Source organism: Caballeronia sp. AZ1_KS37 (assembly GCF_023631165.1).
Classification (GTDB): domain Bacteria; phylum Pseudomonadota; class Gammaproteobacteria; order Burkholderiales; family Burkholderiaceae; genus Caballeronia; species Caballeronia zhejiangensis.
On the sequence record NZ_JALQDP010000003.1, the window covers coordinates 1 to 20527 of the forward strand.

The 20527-nt window shown below is 63.8% G+C and carries 17 protein-coding genes; 6 read left to right on the plus strand and 11 right to left on the minus strand.

What is annotated here, in order from left to right; all coding sequences use genetic code 11:
• Positions 1 to 110 precede the first annotated feature (110 nt).
• Both metG and NCS00_RS03695 read right to left on the minus strand, forming a co-directional pair.
• Positions 111 to 2258 (minus strand): methionine--tRNA ligase, encoded by a 2148-nt coding sequence (metG, locus tag NCS00_RS03690; RefSeq protein ID WP_250439147.1) that lies wholly within the window; start codon positions 2256 to 2258, stop codon positions 111 to 113.
• 313 nt (positions 2259 to 2571) lie between these two features.
• Positions 2572 to 3228, minus strand: coding sequence for a YiaD family glycine zipper/OmpA-like lipoprotein (locus tag NCS00_RS03695; protein ID WP_008351059.1), 657 nt, complete (start codon positions 3226 to 3228; stop codon positions 2572 to 2574).
• Positions 3229 to 3489: 261 nt separating this feature from the next.
• Between NCS00_RS03695 and apbC the strand changes: the two genes are divergently transcribed.
• The 4 genes from apbC to NCS00_RS03715 all read left to right on the plus strand — a co-directional run bounded on the left by apbC (position 3490) and on the right by NCS00_RS03715 (position 8339).
• Positions 3490 to 4578, plus strand: coding sequence for an iron-sulfur cluster carrier protein ApbC (gene apbC, locus NCS00_RS03700; protein WP_034472904.1), 1089 nt, complete (start codon positions 3490 to 3492; stop codon positions 4576 to 4578).
• Positions 4579 to 4697: 119 nt separating this feature from the next.
• Complete coding sequence (locus NCS00_RS03705; RefSeq protein WP_008351054.1) at positions 4698 to 5231, plus strand: superoxide dismutase family protein; 534 nt, start codon at positions 4698 to 4700, stop codon at positions 5229 to 5231.
• A gap of 161 nt (positions 5232 to 5392) precedes the next feature.
• Positions 5393 to 5962 carry a dCTP deaminase gene (dcd, locus tag NCS00_RS03710; RefSeq protein WP_250439148.1) on the plus strand — a complete coding sequence of 190 codons (570 nt, stop codon included), beginning with the start codon at positions 5393 to 5395 and terminating at the stop codon, positions 5960 to 5962.
• A 91-nt stretch (positions 5963 to 6053) separates the two neighbouring features.
• Positions 6054 to 8339, plus strand: coding sequence for an arginine/lysine/ornithine decarboxylase (locus NCS00_RS03715; protein WP_008351050.1), 2286 nt, complete (start codon positions 6054 to 6056; stop codon positions 8337 to 8339).
• 28 nt (positions 8340 to 8367) lie between these two features.
• Here the strand turns inward: NCS00_RS03715 and NCS00_RS03720 are convergent, their stop codons facing one another.
• From NCS00_RS03720 to NCS00_RS03735, 4 genes are all read right to left on the minus strand, one after another.
• Positions 8368 to 9330, minus strand: a complete 963-nt coding sequence (locus tag NCS00_RS03720; RefSeq protein ID WP_250439150.1) for a Csu type fimbrial protein — start codon at positions 9328 to 9330, stop codon at positions 8368 to 8370.
• Between the two features lie 3 nt (positions 9331 to 9333).
• Positions 9334 to 11748, minus strand: a complete 2415-nt coding sequence (locus NCS00_RS03725; protein ID WP_250439159.1) for a fimbria/pilus outer membrane usher protein — start codon at positions 11746 to 11748, stop codon at positions 9334 to 9336.
• Positions 11749 to 11770: 22 nt separating this feature from the next.
• On the minus strand, positions 11771 to 12496 hold the full coding sequence (locus NCS00_RS03730) for a fimbrial biogenesis chaperone (RefSeq protein ID WP_250439168.1): 726 nt from the start codon (positions 12494 to 12496) through the stop codon (positions 11771 to 11773).
• Positions 12497 to 12600: 104 nt separating this feature from the next.
• Positions 12601 to 13119: a Csu type fimbrial protein gene (locus NCS00_RS03735; protein WP_008351043.1), complete on the minus strand. Its 519-nt coding sequence runs from the start codon at positions 13117 to 13119 to the stop codon at positions 12601 to 12603.
• A 319-nt stretch (positions 13120 to 13438) separates the two neighbouring features.
• Here NCS00_RS03735 and NCS00_RS03740 point away from each other — a divergent pair, with 319 nt between their 5' ends.
• Positions 13439 to 14935 (plus strand): lytic polysaccharide monooxygenase, encoded by a 1497-nt coding sequence (locus tag NCS00_RS03740; RefSeq protein ID WP_250439169.1) that lies wholly within the window; start codon positions 13439 to 13441, stop codon positions 14933 to 14935.
• A 42-nt stretch (positions 14936 to 14977) separates the two neighbouring features.
• On the opposite strand, the gene NCS00_RS03745 is transcribed toward NCS00_RS03740, so the two are convergent.
• Positions 14978 to 15838, minus strand: a complete 861-nt coding sequence (locus tag NCS00_RS03745; RefSeq protein WP_008351040.1) for a 2OG-Fe(II) oxygenase — start codon at positions 15836 to 15838, stop codon at positions 14978 to 14980.
• Positions 15839 to 16001: 163 nt separating this feature from the next.
• Between NCS00_RS03745 and NCS00_RS03750 the strand changes: the two genes are divergently transcribed.
• Positions 16002 to 16829, plus strand: a complete 828-nt coding sequence (locus tag NCS00_RS03750) for a lytic transglycosylase domain-containing protein (protein ID WP_250439172.1) — start codon at positions 16002 to 16004, stop codon at positions 16827 to 16829.
• Between the two features lie 53 nt (positions 16830 to 16882).
• On the opposite strand, the gene NCS00_RS03755 is transcribed toward NCS00_RS03750, so the two are convergent.
• Genes NCS00_RS03755 through NCS00_RS03770 form a run of 4 tightly spaced genes read right to left on the minus strand, consistent with a single transcriptional unit; the run spans position 16883 to position 20333 of the window.
• Complete coding sequence (locus NCS00_RS03755; RefSeq protein ID WP_250439173.1) at positions 16883 to 18943, minus strand: glycoside hydrolase family 19 protein; 2061 nt, start codon at positions 18941 to 18943, stop codon at positions 16883 to 16885.
• Between the two features lie 52 nt (positions 18944 to 18995).
• Positions 18996 to 19508 carry a type II secretion system protein gene (locus NCS00_RS03760; protein WP_250439175.1) on the minus strand — a complete coding sequence of 171 codons (513 nt, stop codon included), beginning with the start codon at positions 19506 to 19508 and terminating at the stop codon, positions 18996 to 18998.
• The gene (locus tag NCS00_RS03765) at positions 19483 to 19860 is read right to left on the minus strand and encodes a type II secretion system protein (RefSeq protein ID WP_008351031.1); all 378 of its coding nucleotides are present in this window, start codon (positions 19858 to 19860) and stop codon (positions 19483 to 19485) included. Before NCS00_RS03765 ends, NCS00_RS03760 begins: the two co-directional genes overlap by 26 nt.
• Before the next feature lie 5 nt (positions 19861 to 19865).
• Entirely contained in the window at positions 19866 to 20333 is a 468-nt protein-coding gene (locus NCS00_RS03770) for a type II secretion system protein (protein WP_008351029.1), read from the minus strand.
• Between the last annotated feature and the right edge of the window lie 194 nt (positions 20334 to 20527).

Sequence of the window (20527 nt, forward strand, 5' to 3'; positions counted from 1 at the left end):
GAGTCGTGCGCTGTACTTGCTCATGAAAAAACACCCCAAATCGTTGAACGGGTGTCCAACTTTTGGGGTGCAGTTCAGATCTGCGTGCCCTTTTCGTTATGCGATGCGTGTTACTTCACCCGCATGCCCGGTTTCGCGCCGCTGTGCGGCTCGAGAATGTAGAGGCCCGCTTCGGCTTTTTCGTCCGTGGCGGATGCCGCGAGCACCATCCCTTCCGACAGACCGAACTTCATCTTGCGCGGCGCGAGGTTGACGACCATCACGGTCAGCTTGCCGATCAGATCTTGCGGCTGATACGCCGACTTGATGCCCGAAAACACATTGCGCGTCTTGTCCTCGCCGACGTCGAGCGTGAGTTGCAGCAGCTTGTCGGAGCCTTCGACGGCCTTGCAGTCGACGATCTTCGCGATACGCAGATCGACCTTCGCGAAGTCGTCGATGGAAATGACGCCCGCATCGTCCGGCTTCTTAGCGGCGGTCTTGGCCGGAGCGGCTGTTGTCGTCGCCGTTGCGGCTGCGGCTTCCGCGGCCGGCGCGAGCGATTCGCGATTCGCGGCGAGCAACGCCTCGATCTGCTTCGGATCGACGCGCGTCGTCAGATGCTTGTACGCGTTGATCGCGCTCGCCGACGACAGCGGCTTGTCGGCATCGGCCCAGACGAGCGGTGCGATGCCGAGGAACGATTCCACCGCTTCGATGAGCTTCGGCAAAACCGGCTTCAACGCGAGCGACAGCAGGCGGAACGCTTCCAGGCTCACGCTGCAGGTTTCATGCAGCGCGACGGCGTTCGCCGGATCCTTCGCCTGTTCCCACGGCTTCGCGGTGTCGACGTAGGCGTTGACGGCGTCGGCCAGTTCCATCGTCGTGCGCAGCGCGCGGCCGTATTCGCGCGACTCGTAGAAGCCGGCGATGTGCGGAATCGCCGAACGCAGTTGCGCGACGAGCGGATGATGCATCGCGCTGTCCTGCACGCGGCCGTCGAAACGCTTGATGAGAAAGCCCGCCGCGCGGCTCGCGATGTTCACGTACTTGCCGACGAGATCGCTGTTCACGCGCGCCTGGAAATCTTCGAGATTCAGGTCGATGTCTTCCATCGTGCTGTTCAGCTTCGCCGCGAAGTAGTAGCGCAGCCACTCGGGATTCAGCCCCGTGTCGATGACGCTCTGCGCGGTGATGAACGTGCCGCGCGACTTCGACATCTTCGCGCCGTCGACGGTCAGGAATCCGTGCGCGAACACGTTCGTCGGCGTGCGATGGCCGGAGAATTCGAGCATCGCCGGCCAGAACAGCGTGTGGAAGTACAGAATGTCCTTGCCGATGAAGTGATATTGCTCGGCCTTCGAGCCGGGCTTCACCCATTCCCCGAAATTCACGCCGATGCGGTCCGCGAGATTCTTGAAGCTCGCGTAATAGCCGACGGGCGCATCGACCCAGACGTAGAAATACTTGCCCGGCGCGCCGGGAATTTCGAAGCCGAAGTAGGGCGCGTCGCGCGAAATGTCCCAGTCGGCGAGTTTGGCTTCGCCCTTGTCGCCGAGCCATTCGCGCATCTTGTTGGTGGCTTCGGGCTGAGCGAGACCGCTGACCCAGCCGCGCAGGAATTCCTCACAGCGCGGATCGGACAGCTTGAAGAAATAATGCGTCGACGTCTTGCGGATCGGCGTCGCGCCCGACACGACCGAATACGGATTGATCAGTTCGGTCGGCTGATAGGTCGAGCCGCAGACTTCGCAGTTGTCGCCGTATTGGTCCTTCGCGCCGCATTTCGGGCATTGGCCCTTGATGAAACGGTCCGGCAGGAACATTTCCTTGACCGGATCGTAGGCTTGTTCGATGTCGCGCGCCTCGATCAGGCCCGCCTGCTGCAGCGCGCCGTAGATCGTGTTGCACAGTTCGCGGTTTTCCTCGGCATCGGTCGAGTAGTAGTTGTCGAACGAGATGCCGAAGCTGTCGAAGTCGCGCTTGTGCTCTTTCCACACGCGCTCGATCAACGCTTTCGGCGTGATGCCTTCCTTCTCGGCGCGCAGCATGATCGGCGTGCCGTGGGTGTCGTCCGCGCCGACGTAGTAGACCTCGTGGCCATGCATTCGCAGCGTCCGAACCCAGATGTCCGTCTGAATGTATTCGACCATATGGCCGATATGAATCTGACCGTTCGCGTACGGCAACGCGGACGTGACGAGGATCTGGCGGCGGCCGCCTTCAAAGGCTTGAGCGGCAGGCGCGGCGGTGGCAGTGGCTGAAATCGGTGCTGACATAAAGGCGCGGCCCGGTGGGAGTGCTTGAGGTTGTGAAAAAACGCGGAGTTCGATTTTAGCAGGGCGGGGAGAGGCGGGCGGAGTCGGCGGTGGATGGGGCGGAGTGCGTTTCGAGCGCCCAAAAAAAACCGGGGTCCAATCGGGCCCCGGAGCAACAACGACAAGAGGAGAATGGCAGGTGATGGCATCGCCATCCGCCTACCGTAAGGACAGACAGCAGCACCGCGTCCAAGTTTCAAATTTTTTTCAGACGACTAATTGCCGCTCGTGCCACCGCCCTCGCGGCGGCATATTCTCCTTTATAATCAGACGCTTACTGCACTTGTCCGGGCTGCGCGGTCGCACGCAGATAGATCTCCACGCGACGATTCTGCGCGCGGCCGGCTTCCGTCGAGTTGTCCGCGATCGGCTGAGTCTGGCCCATGCCCGATGCCGCGAGACGCTGCGCCGCGACGCCGTGCGTCGAAATGTACGACGCGACGCTCTGCGCGCGATTCTGCGACAGCGTCTGGTTGTAAGCCGCCTGACCCGTGTTATCCGTATGGCCGACCACGCTCGCGATCAGCTCCGGATGCTGCTGCATCGTCTGCGTGACGGAGTTCAGCACCGGATCGAACGACGGCTTGATCGCGTAGCTGTTCGTGTCGAACGAAATCGAGTTCGGAATGTTCACCTTCAGCGAGCCGTCCTGCTGCTCGGTCACTTGCGTGCCCGTGCCCTTCGAGTCACCCGAGATCTTGTTCTTGATCGACTGCCAGTTGTAGCCGACGATACCGCCCGTCGCCGCGCCGGCTGCCGCGCCGATCGCCGCGCCCTTGCCGCCGCCGAAGATCGCGCCGATCGCCGCGCCGGTCGCGGCGCCCGCGCCGGTGCCGACTGCGGTGTTGGTGCCCTGCTGCGTTTGACAGCCGGCGAGAAGCGCGCCCACCAGGGCAACGACGGACAGGCGGGTCATCAACTTAGTATTCATCTACGATCTCCTTTGATTCAACAAGCGTTCGGCGCATGCGCCGACAGTGCGAAAGGGTCTTCGGACGAGCCTCCGGGCGAGCCTCTACAATAATGAGAAAAGCGCCCGACTGCCCGGTGGGATGCGTCCCCGGAAAGATTTGCAGCGGGATAGTGCAATGCGTAAGCGTTACAACGCAACGGCGCTAACAATTACTTTCAATTTCCTCAGAGTGTTCCGTGCGCCGCTGGGCGCCAGCAACAATCGTTCCATGGAGTCTCGATGAGTATTGACCGCGCGAAGATCGACGCCGCACTCGCCACACTGACCGATCCGAACACCAACCGCAAGCTGGTTGATCTGAAAAGCATTCGCAACGTATCCGTCGACGGCGCGAACGTCGTGGTGAGTGTCGTGCTCGGCTATCCGGCGAAATCGCAGTTCGGTGCGATCCGCGAAATGGTGGAAGGCGCGCTGCGTCAGATCGCGGGCGTCGCGAACGTGACCGTGGATGTTTCGTCGCAGGTCGTCGCGCATGCCGTGCAGCGCGGCGTGAAGCTGCTGCCGAACGTCAAGAACATCATCGCGGTGGCGTCCGGCAAGGGCGGCGTCGGCAAGAGCACGACGGCGACGAATCTCGCGCTCGCGCTCGCGGCCGAAGGCGCGTCGGTCGGCATGCTGGACGCGGACATCTACGGTCCCTCGCTGCCGATGATGCTCGGCATCACCGGCCGTCCGGAATCGCCTGACAACCAGACGATGAACCCGCTCGAAGGCCACGGCATTCAGGCGAACTCCATCGGCTTTCTGATCGAGCAGGACAATCCGATGGTCTGGCGCGGCCCGATGGTCACGTCCGCGCTCGAACAATTGCTCCGTCAGACGAACTGGAAGGATCTCGATTACCTCGTCGTCGACATGCCGCCGGGCACCGGCGACATCCAGCTCACGCTATCGCAGAAAGTGCCGGTGACGGGCGCGGTGATCGTCACGACGCCGCAGGACATCGCGCTGCTCGACGCGAAGAAGGGCTTGAAGATGTTCGAGAAGGTCGGGATTCCGATTCTCGGCATCGTCGAGAACATGAGCACGCATATCTGCTCGAACTGCGGTCACGAAGAGCACATCTTCGGCGCAGGCGGCGGCGAGCGCATGGCGAAGGAATACGGCGTCGAAGTGCTCGGTTCCCTGCCGCTCGATATCGCCATTCGCGAGCGCACCGACGCGGGCCAGCCGACCGTCGTGTCGCAGCCGGACAGCCGCATCGCGGAGACGTATCGCGCCATCGCGCGCCGCGTCGCCATTTCGATTGCGGAGCGCCAGCGCGACATGACCTCGAAGTTTCCGAGCATCGTCGTGCAGAACACCTGATTTCGAATAAGCGATCGAATCGGCGCGAGCCTTGTGCGATGCGGCTCGCGGTATCATGTCGCCTTCGATGCGCGGCAGCGCGGACGCACGGGGCGTCGGCGGGCCGCCGAGAGGATCGCATGAGACACAGATTCGACGGAAGGGCGCTTTACGCCTCGATCGCGATGGCCGCTTGCAGCGTCATGCTGAGCGGTTGCGGCCTCATCTTCCAGAATCACGAAAAGCGCGCGGACGCCGTTTTGAATCCGACGCCCGGCAACGCCACGCGCGGCACCGTCACGCTGATCGAGCGCGCGGACGGCGTGCAGGTTTCCTACAGCCTCACCGACATGCCGCCGAACAGCGATCACGCGCTGACCGTTCACGAGCGCGGCGACTGCATCGCGGTCAACGGGCCGGACGCGAGTCCGGTGTTCGCGCTGCCTTCCGATCGCAGACGAACGTCATCGCGTCTCGAAGGCGAGCTCGGCAACATCCACGCGGACGCAACCGGCGCGGCGACGGGCTTCATCGTCGCGACAGATGTCTCGCTCGACGGCGTGCGCTCGATCATTTCGCGCGCGATCATGCTGCACCGCGAAGCGCTTGACCCGTACGCGAGCGCGCCGCACAACGTCGGACCCGCGCTCGCTTGCGGCGTGATCCGGCGGTAGCTGCTGCGGCGGCATGCGAAGCGCCCGGCGCGGCGGCGCGCTTCGCGTAAAATACCCGCTTTCGTTTGGCCCGCGCGGCGAGAACTGCCGCCGGCCATGCCCCGTTTCACCGCAGGCGGCGGTCGCGAGACCGAGCCGTTCACCGTTGAGTAGCGTCCCCTATGAGCATCAAATCCGATAATTGGATTCGCCGCATGGCCGAAGAGCACAAGATGATCGAGCCGTTCGTGCGCGATCAGGTGCGCGTGGCCGAGGACGGCCGCAAGATCGTGAGCTACGGCACGTCGAGCTACGGCTACGACATTCGCGTCGCCGACGAATTCAAGATCTTCACGAACATCAATTCCACCATCGTCGATCCGAAAGCCTTCGACGAGAAATCGTTCGTCGACTTCAAGGGCGATGTCTGCATCATTCCGCCGAATTCTTTCGCGCTCGCGCGCACGGTCGAGTATTTCCGCATTCCGCGTTCGTGCCTCACGGTGTGCCTCGGCAAGTCGACGTATGCACGCTGCGGGATCATCGTGAACGTGACGCCGTTCGAGCCGGAATGGGAAGGTTACGTCACGCTCGAATTCTCGAATACGACACCTTTGCCTGCCAAAATCTACGCGAACGAGGGCGTCGCCCAAGTCCTGTTCTTCGAAAGCGATGAAATGTGCGAGACGTCGTATGCCGATCGCGGCGGGAAGTACCAAGGTCAGCACGGCGTGACGCTGCCGAAAACCTGATCGAACCACGCACGTTACAAGCTTGTCGAAAGACCGCTGGCCCCGAGATTGCGACTCGGGCAGCGGTCGTTTCCATTTGGAGATTCGCCCCATGAAGTTCCGCTTCCCCGTCGTCATCATCGACGAAGACTTTCGCTCCGAAAACATTTCGGGTTCCGGCATCCGGGCGCTCGCAGAAGCGATCGAAAAGGAAGGCGCCGAAGTCCTCGGCCTGACGAGTTACGGCGATCTCGCCGCGTTCGCGCAGCAGTCGAGCCGCGCATCGTGTTTCATTTTGTCGATCGACGACGAGGAATTGCTGCCTTACGCGGACAACGTCGTCGTAGAAGGCGATACGCCGGAACTGGCGACGGCCATCGTCGCCTTGCGCGCGTTCATCACCGCGGTGCGCAAGCGCAACGCCGATATCCCCATCTTCCTGTACGGCGAAACGCGCACGTCGCGCCATCTGCCGAACGACATCCTGCGCGAACTGCACGGCTTCATCCACATGTTCGAGGACACGCCGGAGTTCGTGGCGCGTCACATCATCCGCGAGGCGAAGGTTTATCTCGATGCGCTCGCGCCGCCGTTCTTCAAGGAGCTCGTGCAGTACGCGGACGAAGGCTCGTATTCGTGGCACTGTCCGGGGCACTCGGGCGGCGTGGCATTCCTGAAGAATCCGCTCGGGCAGATGTTCCATCAGTTCTTCGGCGAAAACATGCTGCGCGCGGACGTCTGCAACGCGGTCGAGGAACTGGGTCAGCTGCTGGATCACACCGGCCCGGTCGCGGCGTCGGAGCGTAACGCGGCGCGCATCTTCGGCGCGGATCATCTCTTCTTCGTGACCAACGGCACGTCGACGTCGAACAAGATCGTGTGGCATGCGACCGTCGCGCCGGGCGATATCGTGCTGGTCGATCGCAACTGCCACAAGTCGATCCTGCACGCGATCACGATGACGGGCGCGATCCCCGTGTTCCTCACGCCGACGCGCAATCACTTCGGCATCATCGGACCGATTCCGCGCGACGAGTTCAAGCCGGAGAATATCCGCAGGAAGATCGAGGCGAATCCGTTCGCGCGCGAGGCGCTGGCGAAGAACCCGAAGATCAAGCCGCGCATTCTGACGATCACGCAGAGCACGTACGACGGCGTGATCTACAACGTCGAGATGATCAAGGATCTGCTCGGCGACATGCTCGACACGCTGCACTTCGACGAAGCCTGGCTGCCGCACGCCGAGTTCCACTCGTTCTATCAGGACATGCACGCGATCGGCGCGGGCCGTCCGCGCACGGGCGCGCTCGTGTTCGCGACGCACTCCACGCACAAACTGCTCGCGGGCATTTCGCAGGCGTCGCAGATTCTCGTGCAGGACAGCGAGAACAGCACGTTCGACCGTCATCGTTTCAACGAGGCGTATCTGATGCACACGTCCACGTCGCCGCAATACGCGATCATCGCGTCGTGCGACGTCGCGGCCGCGATGATGGAAGCGCCGGGCGGCGAGGCGCTCGTCGAGGAGTCGATTGCGGAAGCGGTCGATTTCCGCCGCGCGATGCGCAAGGTCGATGCCGAATACGGCGACGACTGGTTCTTCAAGGTCTGGGGCCCGGACGCGCTGGCGGAAGAGGGCATCGGCGATCGCGAGGACTGGGTGCTGAAGCCCAACGACCGCTGGCACGGTTTCGGCGCGCTCGCGGAAGGCTTCAACATGCTCGATCCGATCAAGGCGACGATCATCACGCCGGGACTCGACGTCGACGGCGAATTCGGCGAGACCGGCATTCCGGCCGCGATCGTGACGAAGTATCTGGCGGAGCACGGCATCATCGTGGAGAAGACGGGGCTTTACTCGTTCTTCATCATGTTCACGATCGGCATCACGAAGGGCCGCTGGAACTCGATGGTCACGGAGCTTCAGCAGTTCAAGGACGACTACGACAACAATCAGCCGCTGTGGCGCGTGCTGCCGGAGTTCGTCGCGCAGCATCCGTCTTACGAGCGCATCGGTCTGCGCGATCTATGCGAGCAGATTCACAGCGTCTATCGCGCGAACAACATCGCGCGCCTGACGACGGAGATGTACCTGTCGAGCATGGAGCCGGCGATGAAGCCGTCCGAGGCGTTCGCGAAGCTCGCGCACCGCGAGATCGATCGCGTGCCTATCGACGAACTGGAAGGACGCGTGACGTCGATTCTTTTGACGCCGTATCCGCCGGGCATTCCGTTGCTGATTCCGGGCGAGCGTTTCAATCGCACGATCGTGGATTACCTGCGTTTCGCGCGCGAGTTCAACGAGCGCTTCCCGGGATTCCATACGGATATTCACGGGCTGGTCGGCGAGATGATCAACGGACGGATCGAGTATTTCGTGGATTGCGTGCGGGATTGAGTGCACGCAGTGGCGATCACGAGCCGCATCAGAAAATAATGAATGCGGTGATCGTGTCGCGATAGGGGCCGGGCCGTGGGGCCGATTGCGCAGGCACTTGCCCATAAACGGTGAAGGTGTAGGCGACGCCCGTACCGACGCCGTTGCCCATCACAGTCCCGGACGTGCCGTCGCCCCACGGGACGGTATGCGAAGGGTCGATGTACAGCTGATAGTCGATTGTCTCGGTCCCACCCACCCGTGTGAGCTTGCGCCCAGTGATCGCGCCGCCGTCCGACGTGCCTCCGTTCAGCGCAATGTTGTACGACGCGCCCGACGTGCAGGTCGCGGTGATGCGGCTCGTCGCCTCGAGCGGCTCCTGAAAAGAACTCTGCGTGCCGAACGCCATCGGCGTCGCGGAGATGTTGCAGTTGTTCGCCACGTTGACCGATACGTTGAACGCCGCCGACTTGTACGGCGCGGTCGCCGTGCTGCAACTCGGCGGCGTGCCGCTGTAGCCCACATAGACGAAATACGTGTCGGCGGCGGTGAACGTCTGCGTGTACGTCCCCAATCCGACCTGCTGATTCGGCGGAATCCGCCCGTAGAACGGCTCCTGTGCCCACACCTTGCCGCTCGGATGCACGGGCAGGTCGATGATGTACGGCGTCGTCGACGGGTTGAGAATCGAGCCCCACACGCTCACATGATCCGGATCGACGTATAGGTTGTAGTCGAGCGTCGCGCCGTTCGGGCCGGTCAGCACGCGCGGCGACGTCGTGCTGATGTTCAGGCACATGCGCACCATCGGCGTCGTGTAGCCGGTGCAATACATGATGACCGCGCCGACGACCTCCGTCGGCTCCGAATAGGTCGTGTCGTATTCGCCGAAATCCGTGTAGCCGACGGAAAACGAACACATCTGCGCCTGCGACGCTTTCGGCAGCGCGAGCAGCGCAAACATCGCGACGACGATGACCGCGCCTCTTCGTATCCACGATCGCGTTCGCATGATTCATCCTCCGTTGCCGCGACAGACGAACGGCCCGATCTGCGGCAACTCGTGTGACGACGCGGCGTCGAACGGCACCTGCGCGGAACAGCTCGCGCCGTGTCCGCGAATCGTCACCGTGTTGGCGGCGTCGAGCTTGTTGAAGAACGCGAGGCCGTCGAAGCCGACGATCGCCGTTTCGCCCGTGCTCTCGTTGGTCGCGGCAGCGCCTTCCTTGATCGGCGCGCCGCCCGCATCGACGAAACTCACCGACGCGCCCTGATACCGCGACATCCCGAAGCGCGCGAGCACGCCCGAGCGCCGTTCGGGCGCGACGTTGAGCTTCGTCGTTTCGATACGCGCATCGGCGGGCAAGGCGAGCGGATCGATCGCGATCTGATTGCGCTGATACGACTGCAGATCCGGCACCAGCAGATGGCCGCCCGAATTCGTCACGCCGACCTTGCGGTTCTCCTGGCTCACCGGCACGCCCGCGACGCCGTCGGTGGAGACGAGCGCGAAGCCATCCGTGATCGTGCGCGCGGGCAGCACCGCGCCGTCCATGATGGCGATTGCGCCGGTCATCTCGGCGGTGCCCGTCGTCGTGCCGTTGAAGCGCTGCGCCGTCGCCTGGAATTCCCCGAAGCTCGCCCGATAGTTCGCGCCCGCGAACCCATGCCGATAATCCGCGCCCGCGCCCGCCTGCACCGTCCAGCCCCATCCGCCGCTGAAATCGGCCGGACGCGACGCGGTGACGTCCGCCGTCGAGTGGCCGCCCGATTGCGCGAGCGTCGTGCTGACCGCCATGTTGCCGCCGAGCGCGACCGTCACGCCGATCGATCCGCCCCACACGTTCTTCTGCAGGAAGTCGCGGTACGCCGTCGCGAAGAGCGACCAGCGCCGCCCGAACTGCGCGTTGTACGCGAGCGTGAGGACGCGCGCGTGCCCGGAAAAGCTGTCCTCGGAATCGACGTAGCTCATCGTCGCCGATTGCGTGCGCAGGAACGAAACCGACGCCGTCGCCTGATAGACATGCTGAAACGTCGACGTGCCCGTAAGCGACGCGACATCGCGATAGCCGCTCGACGCCTGCGTGCCCTGCAGACTGACGGAAAACTTCGGCCCGATGTACTGATAGCCGAGGCTGTAGAGCGAACCGGTCATACCGTCGACCTTGCTCGCGGCCGCCGCCGTGCTGAACACGCCGAAGCCGCCGGTGCCGATGACCGCGCCCGCGCCGCCGTTGACGAGTCCCTGGCCGCCTTCGGCGTGCGCCTGCAAGGTCAGCCAGTCGCTGACGCCATAGCTGAACACGCCGCTATAGATGGGCGAACGCTCGTAGTCGAAAGACTCGACCGTGTAGTTGTCGCGCAGGAAGCCGAGTTCGAACGAATAGTTGAACAATCCCTTCGACAAGAGCCGCGCATCGATATAGAGCGGCACGCTCGTCGTGACGCGGCGACCGAGCGCATCGGTGACGACGATTTGCGCGACGCCCGCGCCGTTCAGGCTCGGCGCCTGCGCGATCTGGAACGGCCCGGGCGCGACTTCGCCGCTGTACTGGCGCAGGCCGTTGACGTAGAGATCGACGGCGGAAGGCACGGCGGCCGAGGCGGAGAACATCGGCAGGGGAAACGTGATGAGGTCGGGCCTCAGCGTGAAGTCGCGCTGGATCTGGAATCCGCCGAAGCGCACGGAGCGCGACCACGGCAGCGATCCCGATACCGAATCGCCGACCGTCATCGTGAAAAGTTTCGCGGGATTCGAGTAGCTCCAGTTCGTGTCGAGCCGCGTGTATCGGTTCGAGCCGCCGTCCGCGTTGATCCAGGTGCCGGTGTTGTCGAACACGCCGAAGGGCGTGAAGAGGCGCTGCTCGCTCCACACGCCGATGCTGTTTTCGCTGTCTTCGCCGTATTCGCGCGTGTAACTCACGTCGTAGTTCATCAGGAAGCCGGTGCCTGACGTCGCCTTCGGCGTGACCGGCAGCGTGTAGCCGATCTTGCGTGTGGTCTGGCGCGCTTCGTCGACGTCGAGAATCGCCTGCTGGCGCGCGGGCGCATACGTCGCGCGCAAGCCGGGAATCGACGACAGCGCGAGCCAGCCATCGGCGTCCGGTTTCAAATCGCTCACGCGGATGCCCGCGGCTTCGAGCGTGCGCGGCTCGGCATAGAGCTGACCGTGACGCAGTTCGAACTCCGACGGCTCGCCGAGATTCGTTCCGTTGATGACGATCTCGAGCACGAGTTGCTGATTCGTTTCGGCGAACGCGCCGAAGGGCTCCCCGCGCGCTGCGCCCGAGAGGCTCGGCAGTTCGGCGGGCGAGCCGCCGCCGGTGATGTCGACCTGCGCGATCGCCGCTTCCGACACGAGAACGAGCGTCAGCGCGACGCGAGCTTTCCGGCCCGGCGTCTTCCTGGCGGTGTCGGCGGACGAGGACATGCTCGCGGCGATGCGCAAGCGATCAAGGTCCGCCGCTCTCGCCGAGCCGCTCCGTGACGGCCGAGCCGTTGACCGTCGCCGCGACGTCCGCCGGCTTGCCGCGCAAGGCGCTCGCGGCGGCGGGCAGCGCCCACGCGCGCACGCGGCCCGGCAGGACGTAGCCGAGCAGGCCCGCGGAAATCGGAATGTCCGCGCCGCCGTTTTTCAGCGATACCGCGCTCAACTGCGCATGGATCGCCCCGCTGTTCGAGACGAGCAGAAACGGCTTGCCGCTTCTCTCGACGATGCTCCATTGCAGCTTCGGCTTGCCCGCTTCACCGGCTGGCGAAATAAATAGTGGTACAGAATATCGAAAGCGAAACTGAACGTTTGCACCCGCGGTCGCGCCTTCGGGCGGCAATTCATCGATGAGCAGACGATACGCGCGCTCCTGCTGCAACGGCTCCATGCTCGAGCGAATCACGCGGATGACCTGCTGTCCGCCCGCGGCCACTTCGGCGATAGGCGGGCTCGCGACGATCTCGCGCGTCGGCGTCAGCTTGTCCTGTTCATCGGCCTGATCCCAGACGAACGCGCGCACTTGAGCGTGGATCGGTTCGTCGCCGCCGTTGCTCAGGTTGATGACTTTGCCGTTCTCCGCGGCAGTGAGCTGGATCGTTACCGGGGAGATTTGCAATGAAGCGGCGAGCGTCGCGGAGCATTGCAGAAAGAGAAAAACCGCGCAGACGCGCGGTAGCAAGGTGGGCATCGTCGGTCTCCTTATGTCATCCCGACTATCCCATTGATATAGATTTATCTGCGAACAAGCAAGCGTCGCGCTGAGTGCGAGATGCTTGCAGCGCGATGCGAGGTTTAGAACACGACCGTCGCGGTGATGGTCGACGAATACGCGCCAGCCGCGGGCGTGTTCTGCGTCGGCACGCGGCCATAGACCGGGATGGTTTGCGCGCCGCCGTCGCCGGTGCCCGCGACCGTGTCGGTGTCCGCCGTGTTGCCCCAGACCTGCGTGCGGGCGATATCGCGATACAGGTTGAACGAGACGAATGCGTCGCCTGCTGCGTTGCCCATCTTGCGATCCGATATGGCCGAACCGGTGGCCGTGCCCGCGTCGAGGGCGACGGTGTAGGGCGTGCCCTTGGTGCAGGTGACCGACAGGCTGGCGTTCTGATCGATGTTCTGCGTGAGCACGCCGGTGCTGCCGAAATCCAGCGGATTGGCGGCGATCGAGCAATCGTCCTGAACCGTCAGCGTGACGTCGAAAGTCGCGGTCTTGCTCGTGGCGGCGAATGCATTCTGCGAACCGACGGCGCCGAGCGTGGCGGCGCTTGCAACGATGGCAATGACGGCGGCTTTCTTGAATAGGTTACGCATGAGGAACACTCCTGAGATCGAAAAGATGACTGATGCTGAATCGCGCTGGCGTCGCGAGGACATGGATGAATCATAGGGAATACGCGACTAAGACTGAATGAGACGACTCTTAATTGAGATAGGCAGGCGCGGTGTTTCGCTTGTTGTGGTTATGTCGCGGGCGTTATTGAGATTGATGCGTGCCGCGAATCACTGGCTGCCGGCACGGAGCATCTTCGTGCTAACTCATCCTGATTGCGCCTTCTAGAATGAAGAGCGATCGGGCGCGGTTCGACGATTTGAATTAGATATGCGAAGCAAATCAAAAAAGGGGATTGTCATGTTCGCTGAGAAGTGGAAATTGACGTTCGTGCTGCTTCCGTTGGCCGTGCCGTGTGCGGTGTTGGCGCACGGTACGATCGAGACGCCGATCAGCCGCGTCTATTCGTGCTACCTCGAGGGCCCGGAAAGCCCGACGTCGGCGCCGTGCAAGGCTGCGGTCGCGGTGGCGGGGCCGTCGTTTCTGTACGACTGGGCTGGCGTGAATCAACTGCCCAATGGCGATCACAAGGCTTTCGTGCCCGACGGGCATCTGTGCAGCGGCGGCAAGACCAACTACTACGGTCTGGATCTCGGCCGAAGCGACTGGCCGGCCACGACGATCTCGGCCGATCTGAGCGGAAACTACACATTCGTCTGGTACGCGACCGCGCCGCACGTCACGCGCTACTTCCAGATGTACATGACCTCGGACGGCTACGATTTCAATCAGCCGTTGAAATGGTCCGATCTCGACAGCAAGCCGTTCTGCGAACTCAACAGCGCGACGCTCGACAACGGGCGCTACAAGCTGCAATGCAAGCTGCCCGCCGGCAAAACGGGCAGGCGGATCATTTACACGATCTGGCAGCGCAACGACAGCGCCGAAGCGTTCTATGCGTGCAGCGACGTGGTCATCAACGGCGCGCGCACGACCTGGCGCGAGATACGTCCGATCCCGACGACCGCGCTGGATCAACCGGCGGGCATGAAGATCACGCTGCGGGTCTTCGATGCGGACGGGCACGATCTGGAATCGATCAGCTATACGGTGACGGCGCAGACGACGGCCGCTGCGGACTGGGTGTATGCGATGGCGCAGAAGGTCAACTCGGATGCGAAGCATGTGCGGCTGGGGCTGATCGACAACAACGGCAACATCGTGCCGCAGAAGACGATGTCGGCGAACCGCATCTACGTCGACAGTCCGCAGGACTACAACTTCGCGGTCGATTACACCGGCGCGCCGGCACCCGCGCCTTCACCTACGCCGACGCCTTCACCTGCGCCCACGCCCACGCCCACGCCCACGCCCACGCCCACGCCAACGCCAACGCCAACGCCAACGCCCACGCCAACGCCCACGCCAACGCCAACGCCAACGCCAACGCCAACGCCAACGCCTACGCCCGCACCGGCGCCAACGCCGACACCAACCCCCGCCCCCTCACCCAGCGCAGGAGGCGCGACATGCGCCATCGCCTGGCAGTCGGGCACGATCTACAAGGCGAAGGAAAACGTATCGGTCAATGGCCGCAACTACAGCGCGCGCTGGGAGAACTCCGACGATCCCTCGCGCAATTCGGGCAGCGGCAAATCGTGGCAGGACCTGGGCGCGTGTTCGGGACAGACGTTGCTCGCGTGCGCCGCGCCGTGGAGCGCGAGCAAGACCTACGCGACCGCGGGCACGACGGTCAGCTACAACGGCATGAACTATCGCAACAAGTGGTGGAGCGCCAACGCCGATCCGGCGACGAACTCCGACGGCGCCTGGGAAAAAGTCGGAGCCTGCAAATGAGAGAGGGGAGCGCGGCGCCCGCATCGAGGCGTCGCGCAAGTCTCATGCTTCAGCGCGAAAACGCCCGCGCCGGATCCACTTCGTCGCGATCCACTTCTCGCCTTTTTCGACGGGCGTGCCCGCGTGCAGCGTTTTCGGATCGCTTTGTCCGAGTTCGTTGACGTATTCGAAATAGAGCGCGCTGCCGCGCCGCGGATGAATCGCGAGTCCGATGTCCGGAAACGTCGTGTCGCCGCCTTGCTCGACTTCGTTGAGATAGAGGATGACCGTCGCGATGCGCTGCCCGCCGCGCTGCATGTGATGTTTGCTGCCGGCCTGCTCTTCGGGGAAGTAGTCGTAATGCGGGCGATATTCGCCGCCCATGCCGTATCGAAGGATATGCAGATCCTCGCCGTTCTCTACCGGCTGGCGAAACAGTTCGGCGATCCTTCGGTCGATCGTTTCGACGAGCGCATCCGTCGATGCATTGACGAACGCGCCTTCGCTCCTGCGTTCTTCGATGGTGATCTCCTTGCCCGAATCCGGATCGACGACGGACGAGCGCTGCACATGCTCGCGGCCGATCTCGATCAGCCGGTCGCATTCGGTGTCGTCGAGCACGTCGGCGACGAGCGCGATCACCGGCTGTTCGCTGCTGAAGACCTTGGGCGCGGATCGATCGCTCGCGGTCAGCACGCGCGCCTGCGGCAGCATCGGCGTGCCGTAGAGATAGTCGGGCGATGTTTCATCGTCGGCTTGAGGCGCGTCGCCGGCAAGATGGCGCGCGAGCAGCAGGCGCGCGGTGTTCGGATGGAACGCGGCGGCGATCATCGCGTCGATCAGCGACTGATGCGTGCAGCCGCGGCGGATGTTGTCGTCGAGCCAGTTCTTCCATGTCGAATCGAAGCGGGGAATCGTGCTCATGGCGGCTTTCCGAGTATCACTAAACGATCGGTCCTTTCATGGAAGCACAAAAGCATCTGAATAACAACGGCGCGATTGAAACAGCCGCGCGGCTCGCGCAAAGCGAACTATGCTTTCTCAAGGCGCGGCATCGGGCCGTGTCGGATGAGGGATGAATCGCGCCATGCGAAGCGCATCGTTGAGGATCGAAGGCCGCCGTGCGATCGCCGTGTTGCTCGCGATCGGATGCCTCGCGCTTGGCGAGCGCGCGCGCGCCGCGTCGATGCTGCGCTGCGAGTCCGATGACAACACGGTCACGTATGTCAGCACGCGCATCGAAAACGCAAAGTGCATCCGCGTGAACATGAACTGGCAGTGGACGCCGCCTGCAGCGTCATCCGCATCGATGGCGTCGGCCGCGCCGCCCGCCGCGCCGCTCACGCGACGTCAGACTACGGCGCGCATCTACAGCTATGTCGAAGACGGCGTGCGCCACTTCGTGTCCAGGAAACCGGCCGGCGTTGCGGCGAACGTAACGGTCATCGAGTTGCGTTTCATGGAGACGTGCAATCTGTGCTCGCCCGGCGATGACGTCAACGTTGCGGGGCTCGCGCTCGACACGCGTTCCTACGGACGCGAAATCGATGCCGCCGCCGCGTCGTTCAACGTCGACAGCGCGCTCGTGCGCGCGGTGATTCACGCGGAATCGGCGTATCGCGCGAACGCGATCTCCCGCGCGGGCGCGCAGGGCCTCATGCAACTGATGCCGGCGACGGCGACCCGCTTCAACGTCGGCGATCCGTTCGACGCGGCGCAAAACATTCGCGGCGGCGTGCAGTATCTGTCGTGGCTGCTCAGGCGCTTCAACAACAATCTCGATCTCGCGCTGGCCGCGTACAACAGCGGCGAGGCGGCCGTCGATCGCTACAACGGCGTGCCGCCATACAACGAGACGCGCACGTATGTGTCGCGCGTGAAGACGCTCGCCGAGCGTTATCGCGACGGGCGCTGAACGCTTCACGCGTTCCCTCGCGCGGATGTTGCCGCGAGGGAGCGCGCCGGCGCTTACTTCGTGTTGTCGACTTCGACCTTGCCGTTGTATGTCACCTTGCCGCGGAAGAAGTAGTCCGTGCACGCCTTGTAATCGCCCGGATTGATGAGCGAGAAGGGCATCTGATAGTCGACCAGCTTGCATCCCGTCGCCGGCTTGCCGTTGATCCACGAATAGTCCTTGTCGAGATACGCCTTGATCGCGGCGGCCGAGCCTTCGTTGAAGCCTTTCATGTTGGCGCAGCCGAGCGGTTCGTCGGCGGGAATGGTCACGCCCAGCTCGCGCGTGAACTCCTTGTACGCGTTGATGCGGTTCGTCACCTGCGATTTTTCCGCGCCGCCGCCGCCGCACTCGATCCCGCCGTTGATGATGAACACCGTCGCGCCGAAGCCCGGCTTCATGTTGTTGCCGATATCGACGGCGTTCGGCTTCCAGGTTCCGTCGACGGCCCAGGTCATCGGCGGCTTGGGCGTTTGCGGCGTCACGGCGAACCAGATCGCGGATGCGAAGTTGAGCCACGTATCCGCGACGCGTCCGGGATTGTCGAGCAGGATGTTGACGTCGCCATACAGCGCCTGCGAGAACGGGCCGAAGTTGTAGTTCCACGAGAGCTGCTTCGCGCCGCGCCCGAAGTAGTCGAGATACTTGCCCGAGGCATTCTTCGCGCACGGATAGAAGATCCAGTTCGTCGCGTGCGAGCCGGGGATGCACTGCTGATACGCGCCGACCGCCGAGCCTTCCGTGTATCCCGATTCGCGCAGGAACCACAGCCCTTGCTGCCAGAAGGGAATCGGCGTGTTTTGCGGCATCGTCGCGAGTACCGGGTTGTTGTGCTCGGCGTCGTTCGAGCGCGCTTGCGCCGGCGTCAGCGAATTCCAGTTCGCGCCGGTTTCCTGCACGAAGTGCGCGAACGATGTGGCGAGCAGCTTGCGACAGATGGCGTCGGCGTCGCGTCCGTCCGTGTAGTCGCCGCAGTAGGCCGGGAATTTAGCGATGCCGCGCAGGAAGTTCGCGTACGAATAAGCGATGTTGCGTACAGGGAAGAGCGCGTCGAACTTCGCTTCGGGGATGATCGCTTCGACGCGCTTCACGTTCGACGGATTGGCGGCGCGTTTCGGCACGACGGCGTTGACTTCGTCGTCGGGCAGCACGCGCAGGGCGTCGCGCAGCGTCGCGATCTGGCCGCCGGATTGGTCGATCAGCGCTTTCTCGGACGCGTTGAACTGGGCCTGCGTCGGGTAATCGGCGGGCGCGGGGATGTAGGTGATTTGAGGTTTGTAGGACGCGGGGGTTGGCGTTGGCGTTGGCGTTGGGGTTGGCGTTGGCGTTGGCGTTGGCGCTGGCGCTGGGGTTGGCGTCGGAACCGGAGTGGGCACAGGTACGGGCGTCGGAGTTGGCGTCGGCGTGGGCACCGGCACCGGAGTCGGCGTGGGCGTTGGAGTCGGAACAGGCGTCGGCGCAGGAACAGGCGCAGGAACAGGCGTAGGCGTAGGAACGGGCGTCGGGCTCGGCGTTGCGCCGCTGCACGCGCCGAGGTCTTCCCACACGCCATACGCGCCCGATTGCGCGGGATTGTCGCCCTGCGTCCACCACTTGTTTCGATAGTTCCGCCCGTTGTACGTCACGCGCGTGTTCGCCTGCGCATAAACCTGACTCGCGGACCACGCCGTGTAGCAGCCGGACGGTGTTGGTGTCGGCGTTGGCGTTGGCGTTGGCGTAGGTGTCGGCGTTGGTGTCGGAACCGGCGTCGGCGTCGGCGTGGGCGTCGGAACAGGCGTCGGAGTCGGAACCGGAACCGGAGCAGGAACCGGCACAGGCGTCGGAGCCGGAGCCGGCGCAGGCGTCCCCGCCGCGCCGACATCCTTCCACAACGTCGGCGACGCAGCCGGATTCCATCCCGCGCCGGGATAAGCCGTATGCGTCTGCAAAGCCTGATAGACGCGTCCGTTGTACGTGACTGTCGTGCCCGCCGAATAGGTCGTGCCCTCGGTCCAGGCCTGCTGCGCGAACGTCAGACCCGCCTGAAGCATCAGCGCGGCCGGCAGCAATGCCAGCTTTCTTCGAATCGATGTCATCTCAGTCTCTCCAGCGTGAAGGTCCGGATGCGCGCCGGACGATTGAAGTCGGCTACCGTCGGCTCATGTTCTTTTCCGGGTAGTACGTGAACTTCCATTCCGAAATGCTCGTCTGCAGCCCGAAGCTCGCATCGCTGTCGGAAAATCCGTCCTTCTTGAGCGGCGCTTCGTTCGATGCGCTGTACACGCCGTATAACTCGCCGTCCGGCCCGCGAATCTCCTGCCACGGGCCGTCGTTGGTCATCGGATCGGCATAGGCCTCGCGCAGATAGCGCTGCACGTATGACGCGCGCGGATCGCGCAGCAGATCGTCGAAGCGCTTCGGGAACGCGCCGCTCTTGTCGGCCTTGACGTAAGCCTCGATCGCCCGGCGGATCGCGTCGCCGCGGCGCAGCAGCTCGTCTTCCTTCACGCGCTGGATTTGCGTGGTCCATACGGTGCCGACCGCCATCAGATAGATGGAGACCAGCGCGACGCACATCAGCGCCCACAACATGCCGAAGCCGCGCTCGCGCTTTCGACGTGCGCCGCCGCGCCGCTCACCACGCGCTGTAATCGCTGCCATCCTTGCCCTTGCCTTTCGCGCCGCTGCGCACGTTGTAGACGCCGGGTGTGCCGTCGGCGGGCGGCTCGGTCGTCCATGCGGTGCGATTGCCCGCGACCGGGTCCATCGGTATCTCGCGCAGATAGCGCTTCTGCACGAGCTCATCGAGCGATTGCGGATAGCGCCCCTGATCCGCGCGAAAGCGGTCGATGGAATCGCGCATCGCGGCGAGGTTCTGATGCAGCACGGTTTCCTTCGCCTTGTCCGCCTGGCCGAAGTAGCGCGGCACGACGAGCGTGAGCAAGGTCGCGATGATCGCCAGCACGACCAGCAACTCGATCAGCGTGAATGCGCGCAGCGCCTTCTTCCACATGGCTCTCACCACTTTCGATAGGGAACGCCGTTGAGACCGGTGCCTTCGGAGAGCGAATAGACGTCGTAGACGTCGTCGCCTTCGCTCGGCGAATCGGGCGGGCTCGCGTAGCTGCGCTTGCCCCAGGTCGCGTCGTCGGAGCGGCTCGGGCAGTCGCACATCGGGTCGCGCGGCACGCGGCGCAGAAAGTAGATGCGCGCGTGCGTCGGACTCGTCTTGTCGACGACGCCTTCGACGAGCGTTGCAAGCTTCGCCGGATAGCCCGTCTCGCCGACGGGACGGTCGATCTTGCCGTCGTCGCCGGCTTTCTTGTAGGCGTCGATCGCGTCGCGGATGCTCCACAGCGCGCGCCTGAACTCGTCCTCCCGGTTGCGCTGCGCGGCGATCTGCACGAGGGGCGCGGCGACCATCGCGAGCGCGGCGAGGATCGCGAGCGTGACCAGCAGTTCGATGATCGTGAAGCCCTTTTCCATCGTCGTCGGCCGGCTGCGCGGTTCAGGGCTGCTCGCGCGGCAGCCGCTGCGCTTCGCCGGTTGACTGAAGCGTCGGCGCGGGCGGCGGCAGGATCGCGATGGGCGGCGCGCTCGGCGGCTCGTTCGGCACGGATGGAGCCGATGGAGCCGATGGAGCGGGCGGCGCGGGCGGCGCGGGCAGCGGGGCTGCGGCG

Excerpts from the sequence above, each read along its gene's own strand:
- metG (WP_250439147.1), bottom strand. The coding sequence starts at position 2,258 with ATGTCAGCACCGATTTCAGCCACTGCCACCGCCGCGCCTGCCGCTCAA.
- NCS00_RS03695 (WP_008351059.1), bottom strand. The coding sequence starts at position 3,228 with ATGAATACTAAGTTGATGACCCGCCTGTCCGTCGTTGCCCTGGTGGGC.
- apbC (WP_034472904.1), top strand. The coding sequence starts at position 3,490 with ATGAGTATTGACCGCGCGAAGATCGACGCCGCACTCGCCACACTGACC.
- NCS00_RS03705 (WP_008351054.1), top strand. The coding sequence starts at position 4,698 with ATGAGACACAGATTCGACGGAAGGGCGCTTTACGCCTCGATCGCGATG.
- dcd (WP_250439148.1), top strand. The coding sequence starts at position 5,393 with ATGAGCATCAAATCCGATAATTGGATTCGCCGCATGGCCGAAGAGCAC.
- NCS00_RS03715 (WP_008351050.1), top strand. The coding sequence starts at position 6,054 with ATGAAGTTCCGCTTCCCCGTCGTCATCATCGACGAAGACTTTCGCTCC.
- NCS00_RS03720 (WP_250439150.1), bottom strand. The coding sequence starts at position 9,330 with ATGCGAACGCGATCGTGGATACGAAGAGGCGCGGTCATCGTCGTCGCG.
- NCS00_RS03725 (WP_250439159.1), bottom strand. The coding sequence starts at position 11,748 with ATGTCCTCGTCCGCCGACACCGCCAGGAAGACGCCGGGCCGGAAAGCT.
- NCS00_RS03730 (WP_250439168.1), bottom strand. The coding sequence starts at position 12,496 with ATGCCCACCTTGCTACCGCGCGTCTGCGCGGTTTTTCTCTTTCTGCAA.
- NCS00_RS03735 (WP_008351043.1), bottom strand. The coding sequence starts at position 13,119 with ATGCGTAACCTATTCAAGAAAGCCGCCGTCATTGCCATCGTTGCAAGC.
- NCS00_RS03740 (WP_250439169.1), top strand. The coding sequence starts at position 13,439 with ATGTTCGCTGAGAAGTGGAAATTGACGTTCGTGCTGCTTCCGTTGGCC.
- NCS00_RS03745 (WP_008351040.1), bottom strand. The coding sequence starts at position 15,838 with ATGAGCACGATTCCCCGCTTCGATTCGACATGGAAGAACTGGCTCGAC.
- NCS00_RS03750 (WP_250439172.1), top strand. The coding sequence starts at position 16,002 with ATGCGAAGCGCATCGTTGAGGATCGAAGGCCGCCGTGCGATCGCCGTG.
- NCS00_RS03755 (WP_250439173.1), bottom strand. The coding sequence starts at position 18,943 with ATGACATCGATTCGAAGAAAGCTGGCATTGCTGCCGGCCGCGCTGATG.
- NCS00_RS03760 (WP_250439175.1), bottom strand. The coding sequence starts at position 19,508 with ATGGCAGCGATTACAGCGCGTGGTGAGCGGCGCGGCGGCGCACGTCGA.
- NCS00_RS03765 (WP_008351031.1), bottom strand. The coding sequence starts at position 19,860 with ATGTGGAAGAAGGCGCTGCGCGCATTCACGCTGATCGAGTTGCTGGTC.
- NCS00_RS03770 (WP_008351029.1), bottom strand. The coding sequence starts at position 20,333 with ATGGAAAAGGGCTTCACGATCATCGAACTGCTGGTCACGCTCGCGATC.